The sequence below is a fragment of the Chryseobacterium sp. Y16C genome (assembly GCF_022488405.1).
Lineage (GTDB): Bacteria > Bacteroidota > Bacteroidia > Flavobacteriales > Weeksellaceae > Chryseobacterium > Chryseobacterium geocarposphaerae.
Window position 1 is genome coordinate 769907 of sequence record NZ_CP092711.1, and the last position, 17257, is coordinate 787163.

The 17257-nt window shown below is 32.8% G+C and carries 15 protein-coding genes; 5 read left to right on the forward strand and 10 right to left on the reverse strand.

From position 1 onward, the window contains the following. Positions 1-20 precede the first annotated feature (20 nt). The 3 genes from MKS83_RS03340 (at position 21) to MKS83_RS03350 (ending at position 4532) form a co-directional block, all read left to right on the forward strand. A complete protein-coding gene (locus MKS83_RS03340) occupies positions 21-1292 on the forward strand; it encodes an aminotransferase class I/II-fold pyridoxal phosphate-dependent enzyme (protein WP_240583227.1) in 1272 nt (423 codons plus the stop codon). 89 nt (positions 1293-1381) lie between these two features. Beyond that, entirely contained in the window at positions 1382-2266 is an 885-nt protein-coding gene (locus tag MKS83_RS03345) for a DMT family transporter (protein WP_240581960.1), read from the forward strand. A 70-nt stretch (positions 2267-2336) separates the two neighbouring features. Further along, positions 2337-4532, forward strand: coding sequence for a B12-binding domain-containing radical SAM protein (locus MKS83_RS03350; protein ID WP_240581961.1), 2196 nt, complete (start codon positions 2337-2339; stop codon positions 4530-4532). Between the two features lie 85 nt (positions 4533-4617). Here MKS83_RS03350 and MKS83_RS03355 read toward each other — a convergent pair whose 3' ends face one another. The 3 genes from MKS83_RS03355 to atpD form a co-directional block, all read right to left on the reverse strand. After that, positions 4618-5439, reverse strand: a complete 822-nt coding sequence (locus tag MKS83_RS03355; protein WP_240581962.1) for a hypothetical protein — start codon at positions 5437-5439, stop codon at positions 4618-4620. Positions 5440-5519: 80 nt separating this feature from the next. Further along, positions 5520-5801 (reverse strand): FoF1 ATP synthase subunit delta/epsilon, encoded by a 282-nt coding sequence (locus MKS83_RS03360; protein ID WP_039372283.1) that lies wholly within the window; start codon positions 5799-5801, stop codon positions 5520-5522. Positions 5802-5897: 96 nt separating this feature from the next. Beyond that, entirely contained in the window at positions 5898-7406 is a 1509-nt protein-coding gene (gene atpD, locus MKS83_RS03365; RefSeq protein WP_100375726.1) for a F0F1 ATP synthase subunit beta, read from the reverse strand. A gap of 274 nt (positions 7407-7680) precedes the next feature. On the opposite strand from atpD, the gene MKS83_RS03370 reads away from it, so the two are divergent. Then, positions 7681-8601 (forward strand): bifunctional riboflavin kinase/FAD synthetase, encoded by a 921-nt coding sequence (locus MKS83_RS03370; protein ID WP_240581963.1) that lies wholly within the window; start codon positions 7681-7683, stop codon positions 8599-8601. A 43-nt stretch (positions 8602-8644) separates the two neighbouring features. On the opposite strand, the gene MKS83_RS03375 is transcribed toward MKS83_RS03370, so the two are convergent. Further along, positions 8645-12394: a DUF3857 domain-containing protein gene (locus tag MKS83_RS03375; RefSeq protein ID WP_240581964.1), complete on the reverse strand. Its 3750-nt coding sequence runs from the start codon at positions 12392-12394 to the stop codon at positions 8645-8647. A gap of 18 nt (positions 12395-12412) precedes the next feature. Beyond that, positions 12413-12766 (reverse strand): MmcQ/YjbR family DNA-binding protein, encoded by a 354-nt coding sequence (locus MKS83_RS03380; RefSeq protein WP_240581965.1) that lies wholly within the window; start codon positions 12764-12766, stop codon positions 12413-12415. 93 nt (positions 12767-12859) lie between these two features. Here MKS83_RS03380 and MKS83_RS03385 point away from each other — a divergent pair, with 93 nt between their 5' ends. After that, positions 12860-13516: an NAD(P)H-binding protein gene (locus MKS83_RS03385; protein WP_240581966.1), complete on the forward strand. Its 657-nt coding sequence runs from the start codon at positions 12860-12862 to the stop codon at positions 13514-13516. Between the two features lie 6 nt (positions 13517-13522). Here MKS83_RS03385 and MKS83_RS03390 read toward each other — a convergent pair whose 3' ends face one another. The 5 genes from MKS83_RS03390 to MKS83_RS03410 form a co-directional block, all read right to left on the reverse strand. Beyond that, positions 13523-14428: an ADP-ribosylglycohydrolase family protein gene (locus MKS83_RS03390; protein WP_240581967.1), complete on the reverse strand. Its 906-nt coding sequence runs from the start codon at positions 14426-14428 to the stop codon at positions 13523-13525. 17 nt (positions 14429-14445) lie between these two features. Continuing rightward, positions 14446-15024, reverse strand: coding sequence for a glutathione peroxidase (locus tag MKS83_RS03395; RefSeq protein WP_100375731.1), 579 nt, complete (start codon positions 15022-15024; stop codon positions 14446-14448). A gap of 12 nt (positions 15025-15036) precedes the next feature. Continuing rightward, complete coding sequence (locus tag MKS83_RS03400; protein WP_240581968.1) at positions 15037-15699, reverse strand: histidine kinase; 663 nt, start codon at positions 15697-15699, stop codon at positions 15037-15039. A gap of 113 nt (positions 15700-15812) precedes the next feature. Further along, positions 15813-16535 carry a 3-deoxy-manno-octulosonate cytidylyltransferase gene (gene kdsB / locus MKS83_RS03405; RefSeq protein ID WP_240581969.1) on the reverse strand — a complete coding sequence of 241 codons (723 nt, stop codon included), beginning with the start codon at positions 16533-16535 and terminating at the stop codon, positions 15813-15815. Between the two features lie 11 nt (positions 16536-16546). Further along, the gene (locus MKS83_RS03410; RefSeq protein WP_240581970.1) at positions 16547-17257 is read right to left on the reverse strand and encodes a hypothetical protein; all 711 of its coding nucleotides are present in this window, start codon (positions 17255-17257) and stop codon (positions 16547-16549) included.

Sequence of the window (17257 nt, forward strand, 5' to 3'; positions counted from 1 at the left end):
CTTAAATTGCTAATAAAATGTTGGATATTTTTGAAAGAATAAAAGAAAATCCAGGACCTCTTGGACAATTTGCAGACTACGGAGAAGGTTATTTTATTTTCCCAAGATTAGAAGGTCCTATCGGTCCTAGAATGCAGTTCCAAGGAAGAGAAGTAATTTTCTGGAGTGCAAATGACTACTTAGGAATGTGTAATCATCCGGAAGTTTTAGAAGCTGATGCAAAAGCTGCTGCAGAATTCGGAATGTTCTATCCTATGGGAGCAAGAGCAATGTCCGGAGAAACTGAGCAACACTTACAGTTGGAAAGAGAATTGGCCGATTTTGTTCAGAAAGAATCTGCTTATCTATTAAACTTCGGTTATCAGGGAATGGTTTCTACCATTGATGCTTTGGTAGGAAGAAATGACGTAATCGTTTATGATGTTGATTCTCACGCTTGTATTGTAGATGGAGTCAGACTTCACGCAGGTAAAAGATTTACTTACAAGCACAACAATATTGAAAGTTTAGAAAAGAACCTTCAGAGAGCAACAAAAGTAGCTCAGGAAACCGGAGGGGGAATTCTTGTTATTACGGAAGGAGTTTTCGGGATGAGAGGACAACAAGGTAAACTTAAAGAAATCTGCGAGCTGAAATCAAAATACCAATTCAGACTTTTGGTGGATGATGCACATGGTTTCGGAACACTGGGTAAAACAGGAGCCGGAGCCGGAGAAGAGCAAGGTTGTCAGGATCAGATTGATGTTTACTTCTCAACTTTTGCTAAGTCTATGGCTGGTTTCGGAGCTTTCCTTGCAGGAGATAAAGAAATCATCAGATATCTGAAATTCAATTTAAGATCTCAAATTTTCGCTAAATCTTTAACGATGCCAATGGTAATCGGAGGTTTAAAAAGATTAGAGCTTTTGAGAACAAGACCTGAGATCAAAGCTAAGCTTTGGGAAAATGTAAACAAATTACAAAACGGGCTTAGAGAAAGAGGATTCAACATTGGAGATACCAATACGTGTGTAACTCCTGTAATGATGCAGGGTACTCCGGTAGAAGCTACTCTATTGGTAAAAGACTTGAGAGAGAAGTACGGAATCTTCACATCTGTAGTGGTTTACCCTGTAATACCTAAAGGAATGATTCTACTAAGATTAATTCCAACAGCATCTCACACCGATGCGGAAATCAATGAAACTCTTGCAGCGTTTGAAGCAATTCACGACAAACTAGTAAGTGGTTACTATAAAGAGCAGGAGCAAAAATTATTAGAAGAACAAGGTTTAAGTTTCAAACCGATTTAATAATAAAAATTAAAAAAACCACTGAAATTTCCTCAGTGGTTTTTTATAAATAATATTCTATAAAACTGAATTTATACAATAAATAATTAATGAAGCTGAGAGGTTATGTTTTGGGAATTATATCTGCAATTTCTTATGGATTGCTTCCTATTTTTATTCTCCCCATCAAGCATGCTCATTTTTCTTTAGACGTTACTTTATTTTATAGATTTCTGTTTTCAGCTTTAATGATCGGAGGCTATTTATTATATTCCAAAGAAAGTTTTCTGATCAGCAAAAAAGAGTTATTCATATTTACAGTTCTCGGAATTTGCTATGCGCTTTCCTCAGAATTTTTGTTTTTAGGATACGATTATCTTACCCCGGGAATTGCATCAACCGTTTTGTTTATCTATCCGGTTATCGTAGCGCTCATTATGTTTTTCTTTTATAAAGAAAAATTGACAAAGCTTTCCATAGGGTCACTACTCTTAGCTTTTGCAGGAGTTATTGTACTTTGTTTAAAAGGGAATAGTCTTGAAATCAATTACCTAGGTTTAGGAATTGTAATGCTAAGCTCAATATTCTATGCATTGTACATTGTCATCGTAAACAAATCCAATATACAGGCTTCAGGATTTAAGCTATCATTTTATTCTATGTTGTTGACTTCCGGATTTTTTATGGCGAAAGCAATTCTTGAAAACGAATCATTTATTATTCCGTCAGTAAATACATTTTTCAATTTTTTAATTTTTGCTTTCCTTACCACGGTCATTTCAAGTTTGTGTCTGGTGTATGCAATTAAAGATATTGGCTCAACTCCAGCTGCAATTTTAGGAGCTTTGGAACCGGTAGTTGCTGTACTGATTAGTGTTTTAATGTTTCATGAAAAGTTTACTTTCAATCTGTTCTTAGGAATCATTTTAATTTTAATAGGTGTTATTTTGAATGTCATTTCGGACAATAAAAAATCAATTGAAATTGAAAAATAAAAGAATATTATTCAAATTACGCTACTCATAAAAATTCAATTATTTAAAATAAATTTGTAAAAATTTTCTCTTGAAAGATCTGCTTCTTATCACTCCGCCTTTTACCCAGCTTAATACTCCTTATCCTGCGACGGCTTATATTAAAGGTTTTTTAAACACTAAAAATATTTCAAGCTATCAGATTGATTTGGGGATTGAAGTAATTTTGAATTTATTTTCAAAAAACGGAATTCAGAAAATTTTTGACAAAGAAATTGATATTGAGACTATTTCAGAAAATTCACAAAGAATTTTTGCGTTAAGAAATGAATACTCAAAAACCATCGATCAGGTCATTTCTTTTTTACAGGGTAAGACTCCAACCTTGGCAAGACAGATTTGTTCCATGAACTTTTTGCCTGAAGCTTCCAGATTTAATCAGCTTGACGATATGGAATTTGCTTTCGGAAATATGGGTCTTCAGGATAAAGCTAAACATTTGGCTACCTTATATTTAGAAGATTTATCAGATTATATTGTCGAAAATGTTGATTCAGATTTCGGTTTCAGCAGGTATGCCGAAAGATTAGGAAAAAGTGCCAATTCTTTTGACGCGTTATATTCAAAACTATCAGATAATCAAACTTTTATTGATAATTTCACGTTAAAAATTCTTCAGGAAAAATTAGAATTAACTCAGCCAAAATTAGTTTGTTTTTCAGTACCGTTTCCCGGAAATCTCTATGCCGGTTTTCGTTGTGCTAAGTTCATTAAAGAAAATTACCCACATATAAAAATTGCAATGGGAGGAGGTTTTCCCAATACCGAATTGCGTGAAGTAAAGGATAAAAGGGTTTTCGAATTTTTTGATTTTATCACTTTAGATGATGGTGAAGTTCCTCTTGAACTACTCTACGAAAACATTTGTCATCCTGAACAAAGCGAAGAACCTCAATATAAAAGAACTTTTTTAATTGAAAACAAAGAAGTTACTTACAAAAATAATTCTAAAAGACACGATTATAAACAATCAGAAATCGGAACCCCCGATTATACTGATTTACAATTAGATAAGTACATTTCCGTTATAGAAATTGCCAATCCGATGCATAGCTTATGGAGCGACGGAAGATGGAATAAACTGACCATGGCTCACGGTTGCTATTGGGGAAAATGTACTTTCTGCGATATTTCTTTAGATTATATAAAAATTTACGAACCCATTTCTGCAAAAATTTTAGTAGACAGAATGGAAGAGCTGATCCGGACAACAGGTGAAACCGGATTCCATTTTGTAGATGAAGCTGCACCACCCGCTTTGATGCGTGAAGTTGCTTTAGAAATTTTAAGAAGAAATATGGTGGTAACCTGGTGGACTAATATTCGTTTCGAAAAAAGTTTTACCCGAGACTTATGTTTTCTTTTAAAACTTTCCGGATGCGTTGCTGTTTCCGGAGGACTCGAAGTCGCAAGTGACAGATTGTTAAAATTAATTGATAAAGGAATATCCGTAGAACAGGTTGCACAAGTTACTAGAAATTTCACTGAATCAGGAATTATGATTCACGCTTATCTGATGTATGGCTACCCGACTCAGACCATACAGGAAACGGTTGACTCTTTGGAGATGGTTCGTCAGTTATTTGAAATGGGAATTTTACAAAGTGGATTTTGGCATCAGTTCGCCATGACTGCTCACTCACCTGTCGGATTAAACCCGGAAGAATTTGGAGTAACTCCAATCAAACAGGAAATTTTATTTGCCAACAACGATATTGATTTTACAGACAAAACCGGAATCGATCATGGGAAATTTAGTTTTGGTCTGAAAAAATCTTTGTTCAATTATATGCATGGAATTAATTTTGAGCTTCCTCTTCAGGAATGGTTTGATTTTAAAATACCAAAGACAACTATTCACCCTGATTATATTCATGACTGTTTGCTTGAAAATAATGATTTTAAATTTAAAGGAAACTCAAAAGTTGTTTTTCTAACTAAAAATGTAATCGCTGAGAATCGCGTAAAAACAAAAAAGAAATATATTTACCCGTACACGCAACTTACATTCCACTTAAAAACGAATATTGTAACCGTTGATATGGATCAGGAACAGGCAGAATGGCTGATAAGAATTCTTGAAGAAAACTTTATAGGACAGTCCCAAACCATTACACTTCAGCAACTTAAGAAAAATTTTGAAGAAAAATTTAAAGATTTTGAATTATTCTGGTTCTCAAAACCGATGCAGCAATTGAAAGAAAATGGAGTGATTCTGAGCTTATAATTTTAAATTTGTCTCCTAATCTCAATTCTAAAAAATAAAAAAATCCTGAAAATCAGGATTTTTTATTCTTAAACAACAAGTAATTTTATTTTTCAACACCATCTTTTTTAACTTCACCAACAATTATTTTGTCCTGATTTTTGATAAAGTTCGGATCCAAAATGGCCATCCGTTCAGCAATTGCTTTATAAGTCGGAAATTTTAAAATGGATGCTCTGCCAGACATTTGCCTGTAAAGTGTAAAAATTTTTCCGCCGGCAGTTTTAATTTGTTTTGTAGTTGTAATATATTTTCCGATATATTTGCTATTGGCATCATAGATTTCAATATCAACAAAAGTTTTTTCAGAAACTGTATCTTCTGATCCGAAGCTTACAGGTAAATTTGTAAAGTAACCAACTGGCTTTCCATTACTTAAAATTTCCCCAACACTATTTACCGTAATATTCAGTTTATCAATTTTACTTCTTATGGTATAAGCATCCTTAGTCTTTGTATCCAACTTTCGTTTAGGAGCATTACTGAAAAGTTCATCAAGATTTTTAATATTGATTCCCTTATTATCAATAAGTTTCAGTCCTTTAATTGAGGTATAGACTGCTGATTTTTCTTCACCCGAAAATGCCGAGGGCGAAATATAATCAAGTTCCAGCGTCTTATCACGGTTATAAACCCTGTTTAATTTTATATAACTATCTCTTACAGAGTCAACAACACTTTTATCTACAAATTCTATCGTATAAATGGGGGTTTCTTTCAGATCCAAAAAAGTATATTCATTAGATTTGCTTGAAACTTTAGCTACATGAACTCCATCAATACTGATAATTCCTCTCTTAGTTTTAATTTCCTGAGCTTTAAAGAAAAAGCCCAGAATTGTAAATAAAATGATTAAACTTTTCCTCATAAAATCAGTTTTTTACATGACATAAAAAAAGTGTAACCAAAGTTACACTTTCTTGAAAATATATTTAGCTTTTCATTTAATTATTCACAAAGGATAATTCCTTTATCATGATTAAATTCTACAACACCGCTTTTGATTGGGTAAGAAAAAACAGAATCTTTATCGTTTTCTTTAGTAAAGTTTTTGGCATATGCTTCATCAATTGAGTTTGCATATAATTTTACTTTACCACCAATTAAAGAAGAAACAATTCCTGCGTGGTTTTTCATGATGTGAAACTCACCATTTTTTCCAGGCAACAATACTGAGTTTACTTCTCCTTCAAAAACTACGTATTCTGGTGTTAAAATTTTTATATTCATTTTAATTTAGATTAAAAGATTAAAAGATTGAAGATTAAAAGATTTTTGACAAATAATGTCTCTTATCTCAGGTCTAAAAATCTTGTGTCTAATTTATTAAGCGTTTTCAGCCAACATTTTTTGTCCAGCTTCGATAGCTTCCTCGATCGTTCCTTTCAAGTTGAAAGCAGCTTCCGGTAAGTGATCTAATTCACCATCCATAATCATGTTGAATCCTTTGATCGTATCTTTGATATCTACCAATGATCCTGGAATACCTGTAAACTGTTCAGCTACGTGGAAAGGCTGAGATAAGAATCTCTGAACTTTTCTTGCACGGTAAACCACTGCTTTATCTTCTTCAGAAAGTTCTTCCATACCAAGGATCGCAATGATATCCTGAAGCGCTTTGTATCTTTGAAGAATTTCTTTTACTCTCTGAGCACAGTTATAGTGATCGTGACCGATAACTTCAGGAGCCAAGATTCTTGAAGTAGAAGCCAATGGATCTACCGCAGGATAAATACCTAATGAAGCAATCTTTCTGTCAAGTACCGTAGTTGCATCCAAGTGAGCAAACGTAGTTGCAGGAGCCGGGTCAGTTAAGTCATCCGCAGGTACGTAAACCGCCTGTACTGAAGTAATTGAACCGTTTTTAGTTGAAGTAATTCTTTCCTGCATCGCACCCATTTCAGAAGCAAGTGTCGGTTGGTAACCTACCGCAGATGGCATACGACCAAGAAGTGCAGATACCTCAGAACCAGCCTGTGTAAAACGGAAGATGTTGTCTACGAAGAAAAGTACGTCTCTACCTTGTCCGCTTTCTCCACCGTCTCTGTAATATTCAGCCAATGTAAGACCAGAAAGTGCTACTCTCGCTCTTGCACCAGGTGGCTCGTTCATCTGTCCGAAAACGAATGCAGCTTTTGAATCTTTCATAGCTTCCAAATCTACTTTAGAAAGATCCCAACCTCCGTTTTCCATAGAGTGCATGAAATCTTCACCATACTTGATGATTCCAGATTCTAGCATCTCTCTCAAAAGGTCATTTCCTTCTCTCGTTCTTTCACCTACTCCGGCGAATACTGAAAGACCTCCGTGTCCTTTTGCAATATTGTTAATCAACTCCTGGATCAATACTGTTTTACCTACACCGGCACCACCGAACAATCCAATTTTACCTCCTTTTGCGTAAGGCTCAACTAGGTCGATCACTTTAATACCTGTAAATAAAACTTCTGCAGAAGTTGAAAGTTGATCAAATTTTGGAGCTGGTCTGTGAATAGGAAGACCACCATCCTTAGAAATCTCTTGAAGCCCGTCGATAGCATCACCAACAACGTTGAATAGTCTTCCGTTTACAGCCTCTCCGATTGGCATTGTAATAGGATTTCCGTATCCGATTACATCCTGCCCTCTTTTAAGACCGTCAGTAGCGTCCATTGCGATACATCTTACTGTATCTTCGCCAATATGTTGTTCTACCTCTAAAACTACTTTTTCACCGTTTTCTTTTGTAATTTCTAACGCGTCATAGATCGCTGGAACTGCTTCCACATCACTGAAGACAACGTCGATTACCGGACCAATAATTTGAGAAATTTTACCTTTAATTTGGTTTGCCATTGCTAAATTTTTTCTTGGTGCAAATATAATGATTCTTCATAAACCTACAATTGGTAAAAAAGAGATTTTTATCATGCTTTTCGGAGAATCTAAAATTCAGATTCTTCTATTTAATTTTTTGTAAATTCTTACAAATAGTATAAATTACTAAGATTTCATAAATATAAAACTTATATAATAGATATCATAAAAATTATATCTTTAAAATAACTCTTACGATATAATAACAGATAATTTTAAAGGCTTTATATTTGCAGTCAAAATTTTTCCTGTTTTGAAAGTTTTCAAGAATTTCACAGATTATACTTCCCAAAAACCTTTAGCACTGTCTTTAGGTATGTTTGACGGGGTACATCTTGGGCACAAAAGTATTATTGATGAATTGCTAAAAATAGGTTCTGAGAACAATCTTGAAACCGCAATCCTTACTTTTTGGCCACATCCGAGATTTGTTTTTAATCCTAATGAAGATCTAAAGCTTCTGAATACTCTGGAAGAAAAGAAATCACTAATGGAAAAATACGGAATTGATAATCTTTTCTTAAAAGAATTCGATGAAGAATTCAGAAACTTAACGGGAGAAGAATTTGTTCGACAGATCTTGATCGATAAACTGAATGTAAAATATCTAATAATTGGTTACGATCATTCTTTTGGAAAAAACAAAAGCGGAAACTTTGAATTGCTCCAAAAACTTTCAAAAGAACTTGATTTTGAAGTTGAACAAATGGAAGCAATTAATATTCATGAAAATAATATCAGTTCTACCAAGGTGCGAAATGCACTTTTAGCAGGAAACATTAAAGAGGCTAATGAAATGCTGGGTTACTCCTACTCTGTTTCCGGAACAGTTGTTCACGGGAAAAAGATCGGAAGAACGATTGGTTATCCAACTGCCAATATCGAAACGGAATCCATTAAACTTTTACCGAAAAAAGGTGCTTATATTGTTGAAGTCTTTGTAAAAGGTCAGCAATATAAAGGAATGCTGAGTGTTGGAACCAATCCAACAGTGAATGGGGAAAAATTAACCGTCGAAGTCTATATTCTCGATTTTGAAGGTGATATTTATGATGAAAAAATTACCGTAAAATTCAGAGATTTTCTTCACGACGAAATAAAGTTCGAAGGACTAGAAAAATTGATTGAAAGACTAGATGAGGATAAAAGATTGACGGAGGAATTTGAATTTTAAAATAAAAAATGCTTACAAATCTGTAAGCATTTTCTTTTTGGTTTTATTTATATCCCAGAATCTGGTTCTCTATATTAATAACATCTTCCACAAATTTTTTAAATTCAGGATATTGTTCTTTTTTAATATTATTCCAAGGAGTATCTGCTTTTCTGGTAATTTTCAATCTATTGTTTTTTTCTAAGCTGTAATTTATTGAGTATTTAAAATCATTATATGCCAATGCTTTATTCTCAGGAATTTCAATAAACTTCATGCCTTCAGGAATGTTCAGATAAACTTCTTCAAAATAATCATTTTGTTTTTCATATTTAGTGTATTGAATATCGGAAGTTCTGTTTTCCGTTGCTACCACGTCTTTCGTAAAAGGCTTTGTCACAAAAGGAATTTTCATGATTTTCAAACTCCCAACAGATTGTGGCTTATCATTAATATTGTATTCAACTTCAAAAGCTAAAGGTTTTGAGGTAAGATCTTTTCCTTCAATTAATTTCACAGATTTTACGCTAATTACCTTATCTAAAACTTCTCCATATTCTTCCTCCATATTTTTTTTGCGGTACTCATCCGTCTGAGAATCCTGAAAGAAATCATTATAATAACTCTTCGTTTGCCCCATTACAAACTGCTTTGTTGAAAAGCTCTGAAGATCTCCGTTAATATTAACTTCACTAATTGTTTTGAAAGTCGATTTTGTATTATTAACTATCGGGATATCAATTAAATCTGTATTTCCTGCAGCAGCTTTGTCCGTATAAATGACCAATCCTTTTGCTTTATAGTTTCCTTTAACCACTGAATTAAACGGCAAATATTTATCAGTCATTTCCAAGAATGTATCTTTCCCATCAAGATTTACTTTTACAATACAATGATTAAAACTTAAATTGGGTAAAATCAATCGCTGAACAGAATTATCATTAGTCTGAACCAAAACAAGATTCGATTTTAATCCTGCCTGATTTCCAAGGATCACAAAAAGTGTTGAAAGATCTTTACAGTCCCCTAATTTTGTAACCAATGTTTTAGATGGCTTTTGAGGAATATATCCACTTTGGCGAAAATCTACCGAACTGTACGTTACATTTTTCTCAATATAATTGTAAATTTTCTCCGCTTTTTCGGTATCATTCATCCCCGAAATTCCGGTAGGGAAAATTTCTTTAAAGGCTTTATCAATAACCTTATCAGAAACCAGACTTTTTCTCGTTAAATCAGCATACCAGTTTGAAATTTCCTGCCATGTTTTAATAGAGTTCGCTGTTACAGAAATAGTTGCATCATAAAAGCTCGGTCCAAAATATTCATCAAGATTTATTTCCGGTAGATCTGTCAGTTTCCATGTTTGGAATAATTTATCTCCAACTTTTTTCTTGGTTGATGGAACTTCTTTATTATTACTTTTCACCTGGTAATTCATTGATTCCGGAGTAATTACAGTAAAAACAGACTCTACAACTGGGTATTCAGAATTAAAATAAGAACTTAAATTAAAATCTTTATAAAATCTTCCTCCGCTTCTTTCCAGACTTTCTTTCTGAATTACAACGACATCTCCTACTGCAAGATTGGTAAACACAATCTGATCTTCAGATTTTTCTCCTGGTACAATACTTCCGTTTGGTTTCAGGATTTCAGATTTTATAACATCATCATAATAATTAACGTAATATTCTTTCATCTCTTCAATTCCTTTTTCAGAAGTTATTTCATAGAGATAAGTGCTTCTTTTTTTGAAACCACCTTCCGGATAAACGTTTACAATGTATTCATCCAAAAGTGTTGTTACTCCCTTTTTCCCTTTCGGAGATTTGTTTTTTCTTTCAGAAGCTATTTTGTAAAGATCCTTTGTTGCTGTCTTGCTTATTTCATCTTCAGTATTATCAAGATCTCGCACCAATTTGTGCATTGCTTCATTTTCCGCATTATGAGAAAGAGACAGCTTGGCAAATTTTACTGCTTCTGCTTTTTTATTCTGTTTAGCTAAAACTTCGGCCTTTGCAGCAAGCATCGTATAGGAATATGGAAAGTTTCCAAGTGCATTTTCAATTTCCTGAATCAGCTCCGGGTTTTGAACATCTTCATCTATAAGATCAATGTACTGATTTCTATAGGAATTAATAACCGGATATAATTCTATGAATTTTTTCAATAATTTTTTCTGATCTTCAATTCTATTTGCTTTTTGATAATAAGAATAAAGAGTATTCATCACATCTAAACTGCTCTTTTTAGTATAAAAATCCTCCAGCTTATTGATCGTACCGCTCTGATCTTTTTTATCCATATCTTCCAGCACCGTGAAAATGGTAAATAACTTTTCATTATTTACAAAATTCTTTTTAAGATTGGTAAGGTGCCCCTGAACTTTATCCATCTCTCTGTTCCTCAATCCAATGAGCACATCAAAAAACTCTGCCATTTTTTTTCCTTTACCCTTATTCAGAATATCTCTGTACTTTTCCAATTCATTGATAGGCATTTTATCAATCTTATCACCATCCATCATTTTAATGATGGAAATAAGATAATAGTCGGAATCATCCAACTCTAAATTTTTAAAAATCTCAACAATTTTTTCTTTTTCTTCAGTATTATCATAATATTTTATCAAAAGCCCTTGAACTAAAGAAGATTTTGGATACTTTTTTACAAAACCATCTATAATTTCCTTTGCCCGATCATTTTGAGAATTTCCTAAATATCCTGAAACTAAAAGGTACTTATAGAAAAAGCTATCAGGATGCTGTTTAATTTTTTCCTGTAAAAAGGTTTCAAATCGTAAAGACAATTCCCTAGGTTGTAACTGGGCTAAACTTGTTTTTTGATAATTCTGATAGGTATCAAAATATCTTAAATCGGAAATCCTCTGATAATTAGTATCCAAAGGAATTACCATGAACCCATTTTCCATGTTCTTTACATCGAACTTAAAAAGAAGTCTGTTCATTCCTTTAGGCAGGTTGACTTCTACTGTATGAGAGCCTAAATTGGTTTGACCTTCATTTGTACTCGACAGAACTTCGGAATCATTTAAGAACATCCTAAATTCAGCATTGGTATCAATTTCAAACAAAATTTTTCTTTCAGAAGGGTTTTCAATGAAAGATTGGGCATAAACAATTCCCCTTCCATACTCTGTTTCATTTAAAAAGAAATTGAAACCATCATTTTCAGGAAACTTCCTGTTATACCATCCAACATTTCCAAAACTGTTTGCATTGAAAAGCTTATCATTATTAGCATAAGTTTCCGGATCATATTCATTGTAAAGCCCACTTCCATTAAGGTTTTCGAAAACTCCGGCATATTGCCATTTATTAATTCTTCGGATCTTTTCTAATATTTCATCCGCAGATTGATAGTTATTTCTCAATCTGTCCAGCATAGCCTTATATACCAAAATCGTAGATTCATTGGCAAATTCTGAAGACTGGGCTAAAAGATCAATCTTTGAATAGGAATAGTCATCTAAAGAAGCAGTACCTTCTCCCAAAACAAACTTTTTTCGAAATATCGGATACAGATAAACCGGTTCGGATTTTAATGCAATAAAATTCTTTACGAATGATTCATCAAAAACCATTTCTCCAAGCTCTTCATCGATTAAAGCATCTAGAAAAAGACTTTCTAAGTCGTTGGTTTTATTTTGTTGTAAATTTTTATCATAAAAATTTCTCGCTTCCTGTCTTTTATTCGTCAATAACAAATCCCATGTTTTTACCTGTTCTTTCGACTGTGCAAATACACCGATTGACATAAAATACACGGCGGAGATTAATACTTTCCTCATGTTTATAATTTAGTTTTCTTAAAGGTTATTTATTGTGTTTTGAATTTTCTTGGTTAAAGAATTAAATACCAGATCATATGACTGGTCAATCATTTTAAAAATCAGGTCTCTTTTCAGCCCATCTACCATCACGGAATTCCAATGCGTTTTATTCATATGAAATGCACCTGTAATTTGTGGATATTGCTCACGAAGTTCGGCGCTCCATTCCGGATCTGTTTTTACATTGATACCTAAAGGCTGTTTTTCTAAAGCCATCAACAAAAACATTTTCATTCCTACCTTCATCACAAGAGTTTCATTATCAAAAGGAAAACTTTCTGTAACTCCTTTTTTGGCAAGACAATAGTCTAAAATTTCGTTGGCATCCATATTTTGTGGGCAATGGTAATTTTTTGTAAAACTTTATTTCAAATTTAGTAAATTTAAGAAAAGAAACATCGTCACTACAAAAAACAATATTTTATGAAAGCTTTGGTTATAGGTGCTACAGGTGCTACAGGAAAAGATCTGGTTAATCAATTACTTAATGATCAGGATTTTGAAGAAGTAGATGTTTTTGTAAGAAAGCCCATTGATATTCAAAACAATAAGCTCAATATTCATATCGTGAATTTTGAAAAACCTGAAGAATGGAAAGGTCTTGTAAAAGGTGATGTTGCGTTTTCCTGCCTCGGAACAACTTTAAAAGCTGCCGGAAGCAAAGAAGCACAGCGAAAAGTCGATTACGATTATCAATATGAATTTGCAAAAGCTGCCAAAGAAAATAATGTGGAAGATTATATTTTGGTTTCAGCTTATGGTGCCAATCCGAAATCAAAGATCTTTTATTCTAAAATGAAAGGGGAACTGGAAGAAGCCGTAAAACAACTTCATTTTAATAAAATCACTATTTTCAAACCCGGAATGCTAGAAAGAAAGGATTCAGACAGAGTCGGAGAAGTTTTAGGAAGCAGAATTATAAAATTTGCCAATAAACTAGGTTTACTGGAAAGTCAGAAACCATTACCTACAGATATTTTAGCTAAAGCCATGGTAAAATCCTCAAAGATAAAAAGCAATGGTTACTCTAGTATTAAACTGGGAAACATTTCCTGTTTTGCTGAAAAAAGCAATGACTAAGAAATATTAGCTTATCATTAATTTTGTTTCATCAATAATCTTTTCAATCCAGCTATACTCTTTCAAATTCTTAAGTTTTGTAATCAATTCTTGAGATATGTTTTTGTATCCTATTAAAGCTCCAGCAATTTGTCCAGCTATTGAAGCATTGGTATCTGTGTCTCCACCTGAATTAATAATTTGTTGAAACATTTCCTCTAGCCCCAAATCAAGAACTTTAGTTGAACAGAAAATTGCAAAAGGAATAGAATTTACAACATACCCGTTATTTCCTAGTTTTGCTATTTCGGAAATTTGAACATTTGGTCCGAGTTCATTAATTTTAATTAACCGATCTCTCACATTGGTGTCAGGAAGTTCAGGAATAATAAAATCGAAAAGGTTATTATTTCCAATCCAGTTAAAATTCAAAATAGCTTTTAAAGATGAGTAGACAGCCAGAGCCCCCACAAAAGCTTCATCATTTCTATGAGTAATTTTACATGCGTTAAAAATATCTTCTCTGGTAATATTTTCAAAAAAGGCAAAAGGAGCAATTCTCATTGCTCCTCCGTTTCCTGCGGCAAATTCACTTGTACGCCCACATTGGCTCCAGTGATAGCCAGATTCTTTATCTAAAATAGCTTTAAGTGTGGACGCTCCGACACCAGTTAATTTATTATTTTTATAATAATCAACAAATGTGTTAAGTAAAGCTTCAGGATGAAATTTACCTTTGGCTAAAGTTTCACACGTTGCAAGTGTAAGTTGAGTATCATCTGTTATTTGCCATTTTCTCAGCTTTGAAGGCTTTTTACCCCAATAATAAATTTCAGAATCGTTAACTAAAATTTCATTTTCATAACTGCTTCCCCAAGCATCGCCAATTGCTCCACCAATAATGCAGGCTTTAAATTGATCCTGAAAATTCATTAAAATTGAATTTCTATTTATTTAAAATACTTCGTAATCGCTTCATCCGTAGGTTTTGTAGTACTTACAAAGGAATCGATAAGTTTACCGTTTTCATCAATTAAGAATTTAGTGAAATTCCAAAGAATGGTTGAGTTTTTCACTCCGTTTAATTCTTTTTCTGTTAAATATTTAAAGATAGGAGCTGTATCATCCCCTTTTACAGAAACTTTTGCAGCCATAGGGAAAGTTACTCCATAATTTTTTTGGCAGAAAGCTCCGATTTCATGATTGGTTCCCGGTTCCTGTCCTCCAAAATTATTGGCAGGAAAACCAACCACCACTACTTTATCTTTATATTCTTCGTATACCTTTTCCAGATCAGCATATTGTGGGGTAAATCCACATTCTGAAGCTGTATTAACAATAAGAATTTTTTTACCTTTAAAATCTGCAAAGTTGATTTGTTTTCCTTCTTCCAAGGCATCAACTTTAAAATCATAAATTGATTTTCCCATAAGTTCTTTGGTTTTTGCTTTAGACGATTCACTTTTTTTCTGAGCACAGCTATTGAAAAAGGCTACGAAAGAAAGCAGTAATAAAAAAATTTTTTTCATTTTAATATTGATTTAAAATTTGAAAATATTGGCAGGAAATACTTTATTGATCTCTATTTTATTCAATAACATCACATAATCTCCGTCCTTTTTCGGACTTGAAGATTCTATTCTGAAAGGCATCACAAGATTCCCAACTTTTTTATAGTCAGAATAATCCAATGTTTCATCTTTTTTTATTTCTCTCAACAACATATAAGTTTTACTGTCGAAATAATAAATATTCCTATTCACATTTTTAATTAACTCGACCTTATAACAATATATATATCCTATTTTTTCCTTCCCTACATATTTTGCTTCAAAACCTTTATTTTCCCAGTCTATAAAGTCATTATCAAAACTTTCCGGTTTATAGTCTGCATATTCCTGAAGCTTATTGGTTGCATAATTCATCGCATAGCCTTTTACTCCGTCATAGCCTTCAATTGCGGTATCTTTATTATTTATAGTCAAAACCGTTTTAGTAAGATTAGGACGTTGCTGATAAATTTTGATCGGATATTCATCTTTGATTCCTAAAATTACTTTTCCCTGAAGTAATACTGAATTTAACAGCTTCCAATTCGTTAATCCTCCGGACAATTCGATATTTTTATCTATAATTTCCTTTGCTGTCTGTGCCAAAGAGAAATGTGAAAATGCCAGGATGAAAACTAAAAGTAACTTCTTCATTAATTTTATTTATAAATTCAAATATAAGGCTTTTTTAATTTGAAAATTTGAAATGAAGCAATTTGAAAATCTAATTCTACAGCACATTTTCAAATTATCTAATTAAAAAATTTTCAAATTAATTTTCTCGCTTTTTCCAGATCTTCAGGAGTGTCAATCCCAACTCCAATAAAATTGGTTTCTATGAGCTTGATTTTCATACCATATTCAAGATAACGGATACATTCTATTTTTTCAGAAATTTCCAAAGGTTTCATTTCAAGTTTTGAAAACTGAATCAAAGCATGTTTTCTGAAGGCATACACTCCAATATGTTTAAAGTAATCTACCTTATAAGAAATTTCCCGGTGAAAAGGAATCACCGAGCGGCTAAAATATAGAGCAAAACCATTGTTATCGGTAATAACCTTCACATTATTCGGGTTTTCAATCTCTTCTTTTTCTGTGAGCTTTATTTTTAATGACGCCAAAGATATTTCCTGATTATCATCGTTGCGGAAAACTTCAATCAATTGTTGTAAAGGTTCTAATTTCAAAAACGGTTCATCACCCTGAACATTGATAACAATATCACAGTCAATATGCTGTACAGCTTCAGCAATCCGGTCGCTTCCTGTTTCATGTTGACCGGTCATCACAGCTTTTCCGCCATGTTTCGTAATTTCATCAAAAATAATATCTGAATCAGTCGCTACAAAAACTTCATCAAATAAACCTGTTTCCACCACATTCTGATACGTTGTGGTGATCACCGTCTTTTCGCCTAACATCTGCATGAGTTTTGCAGGAAAACGGCTTGCTTCATAGCGTGCAGGAATGACTGCTATTATTTTCATTGAATTCAGGATTAATATTTATTATTATACTTAAAAAAATAAACAATTTCAGGATCTGAAGAATCACTATTGAAAAAAGTTATTTCAGGCTTGTTTTTAAGTTTCATTCCATTGAATTTAGCTCTGATAATATTATTAGCAACCAACTTAAGTTCAATAGAAACAAAATCCGGATCATAATCGAATTTATCAAAATCAGAAGCTTTGAGTGTCTTCATAAACAATTGATAATTAATAGAATCTTTTGTCTTATATGTAAATCCATACTTATATCCTAAACCATAAAATTTAAATAATTGAGAACTTTTATCGAACTCAAAATTTCTAAATCTTTCTAATTTTGAACGACAGTTTTTTAATAATCCCCATTGTGAATCTGAAATAGGCTTTGGGAGATCACCGATTTTTTTAACAACAAATTCATTTCCATCTATTAAACCGGGATATACAGCAAATGTATTTTTATTGATGATAAGTTTATTCAATTTTTTATCTGGTCCTAAATCCAGTTCTAAAATTTTGACACTGTCCTTATCTTTAATAACTTTAGCATCGGCTGTTCCGTATTTGCTTGAAAATTTATAACTATTAAAATACGTATGTTTTATAGTAATAGAATCACATGCTTTATCGATAGGATAAAGCACGTAATCATCTTTTTTGCATGAAATTACAATAATACTTATGAGAAGTATAACTATACTTTCTTTAAAGTATTTCAT

Excerpts from the sequence above, each read along its gene's own strand:
- MKS83_RS03345 (WP_240581960.1), top strand. The coding sequence starts at position 1,382 with ATGAAGCTGAGAGGTTATGTTTTGGGAATTATATCTGCAATTTCTTAT.
- MKS83_RS03355 (WP_240581962.1), bottom strand. The coding sequence starts at position 5,439 with ATGAGGAAAAGTTTAATCATTTTATTTACAATTCTGGGCTTTTTCTTT.
- MKS83_RS03360 (WP_039372283.1), bottom strand. The coding sequence starts at position 5,801 with ATGAATATAAAAATTTTAACACCAGAATACGTAGTTTTTGAAGGAGAA.
- atpD (WP_100375726.1), bottom strand. The coding sequence starts at position 7,406 with ATGGCAAACCAAATTAAAGGTAAAATTTCTCAAATTATTGGTCCGGTA.
- MKS83_RS03375 (WP_240581964.1), bottom strand. The coding sequence starts at position 12,394 with ATGAGGAAAGTATTAATCTCCGCCGTGTATTTTATGTCAATCGGTGTA.
- MKS83_RS03380 (WP_240581965.1), bottom strand. The coding sequence starts at position 12,766 with ATGGATGCCAACGAAATTTTAGACTATTGTCTTGCCAAAAAAGGAGTT.
- MKS83_RS03385 (WP_240581966.1), top strand. The coding sequence starts at position 12,860 with ATGAAAGCTTTGGTTATAGGTGCTACAGGTGCTACAGGAAAAGATCTG.
- MKS83_RS03390 (WP_240581967.1), bottom strand. The coding sequence starts at position 14,428 with ATGAATTTTCAGGATCAATTTAAAGCCTGCATTATTGGTGGAGCAATT.
- MKS83_RS03395 (WP_100375731.1), bottom strand. The coding sequence starts at position 15,024 with ATGAAAAAAATTTTTTTATTACTGCTTTCTTTCGTAGCCTTTTTCAAT.
- MKS83_RS03400 (WP_240581968.1), bottom strand. The coding sequence starts at position 15,699 with ATGAAGAAGTTACTTTTAGTTTTCATCCTGGCATTTTCACATTTCTCT.
- kdsB (WP_240581969.1), bottom strand. The coding sequence starts at position 16,535 with ATGAAAATAATAGCAGTCATTCCTGCACGCTATGAAGCAAGCCGTTTT.
- MKS83_RS03410 (WP_240581970.1), bottom strand. The coding sequence starts at position 17,257 with ATGAAATACTTTAAAGAAAGTATAGTTATACTTCTCATAAGTATTATT.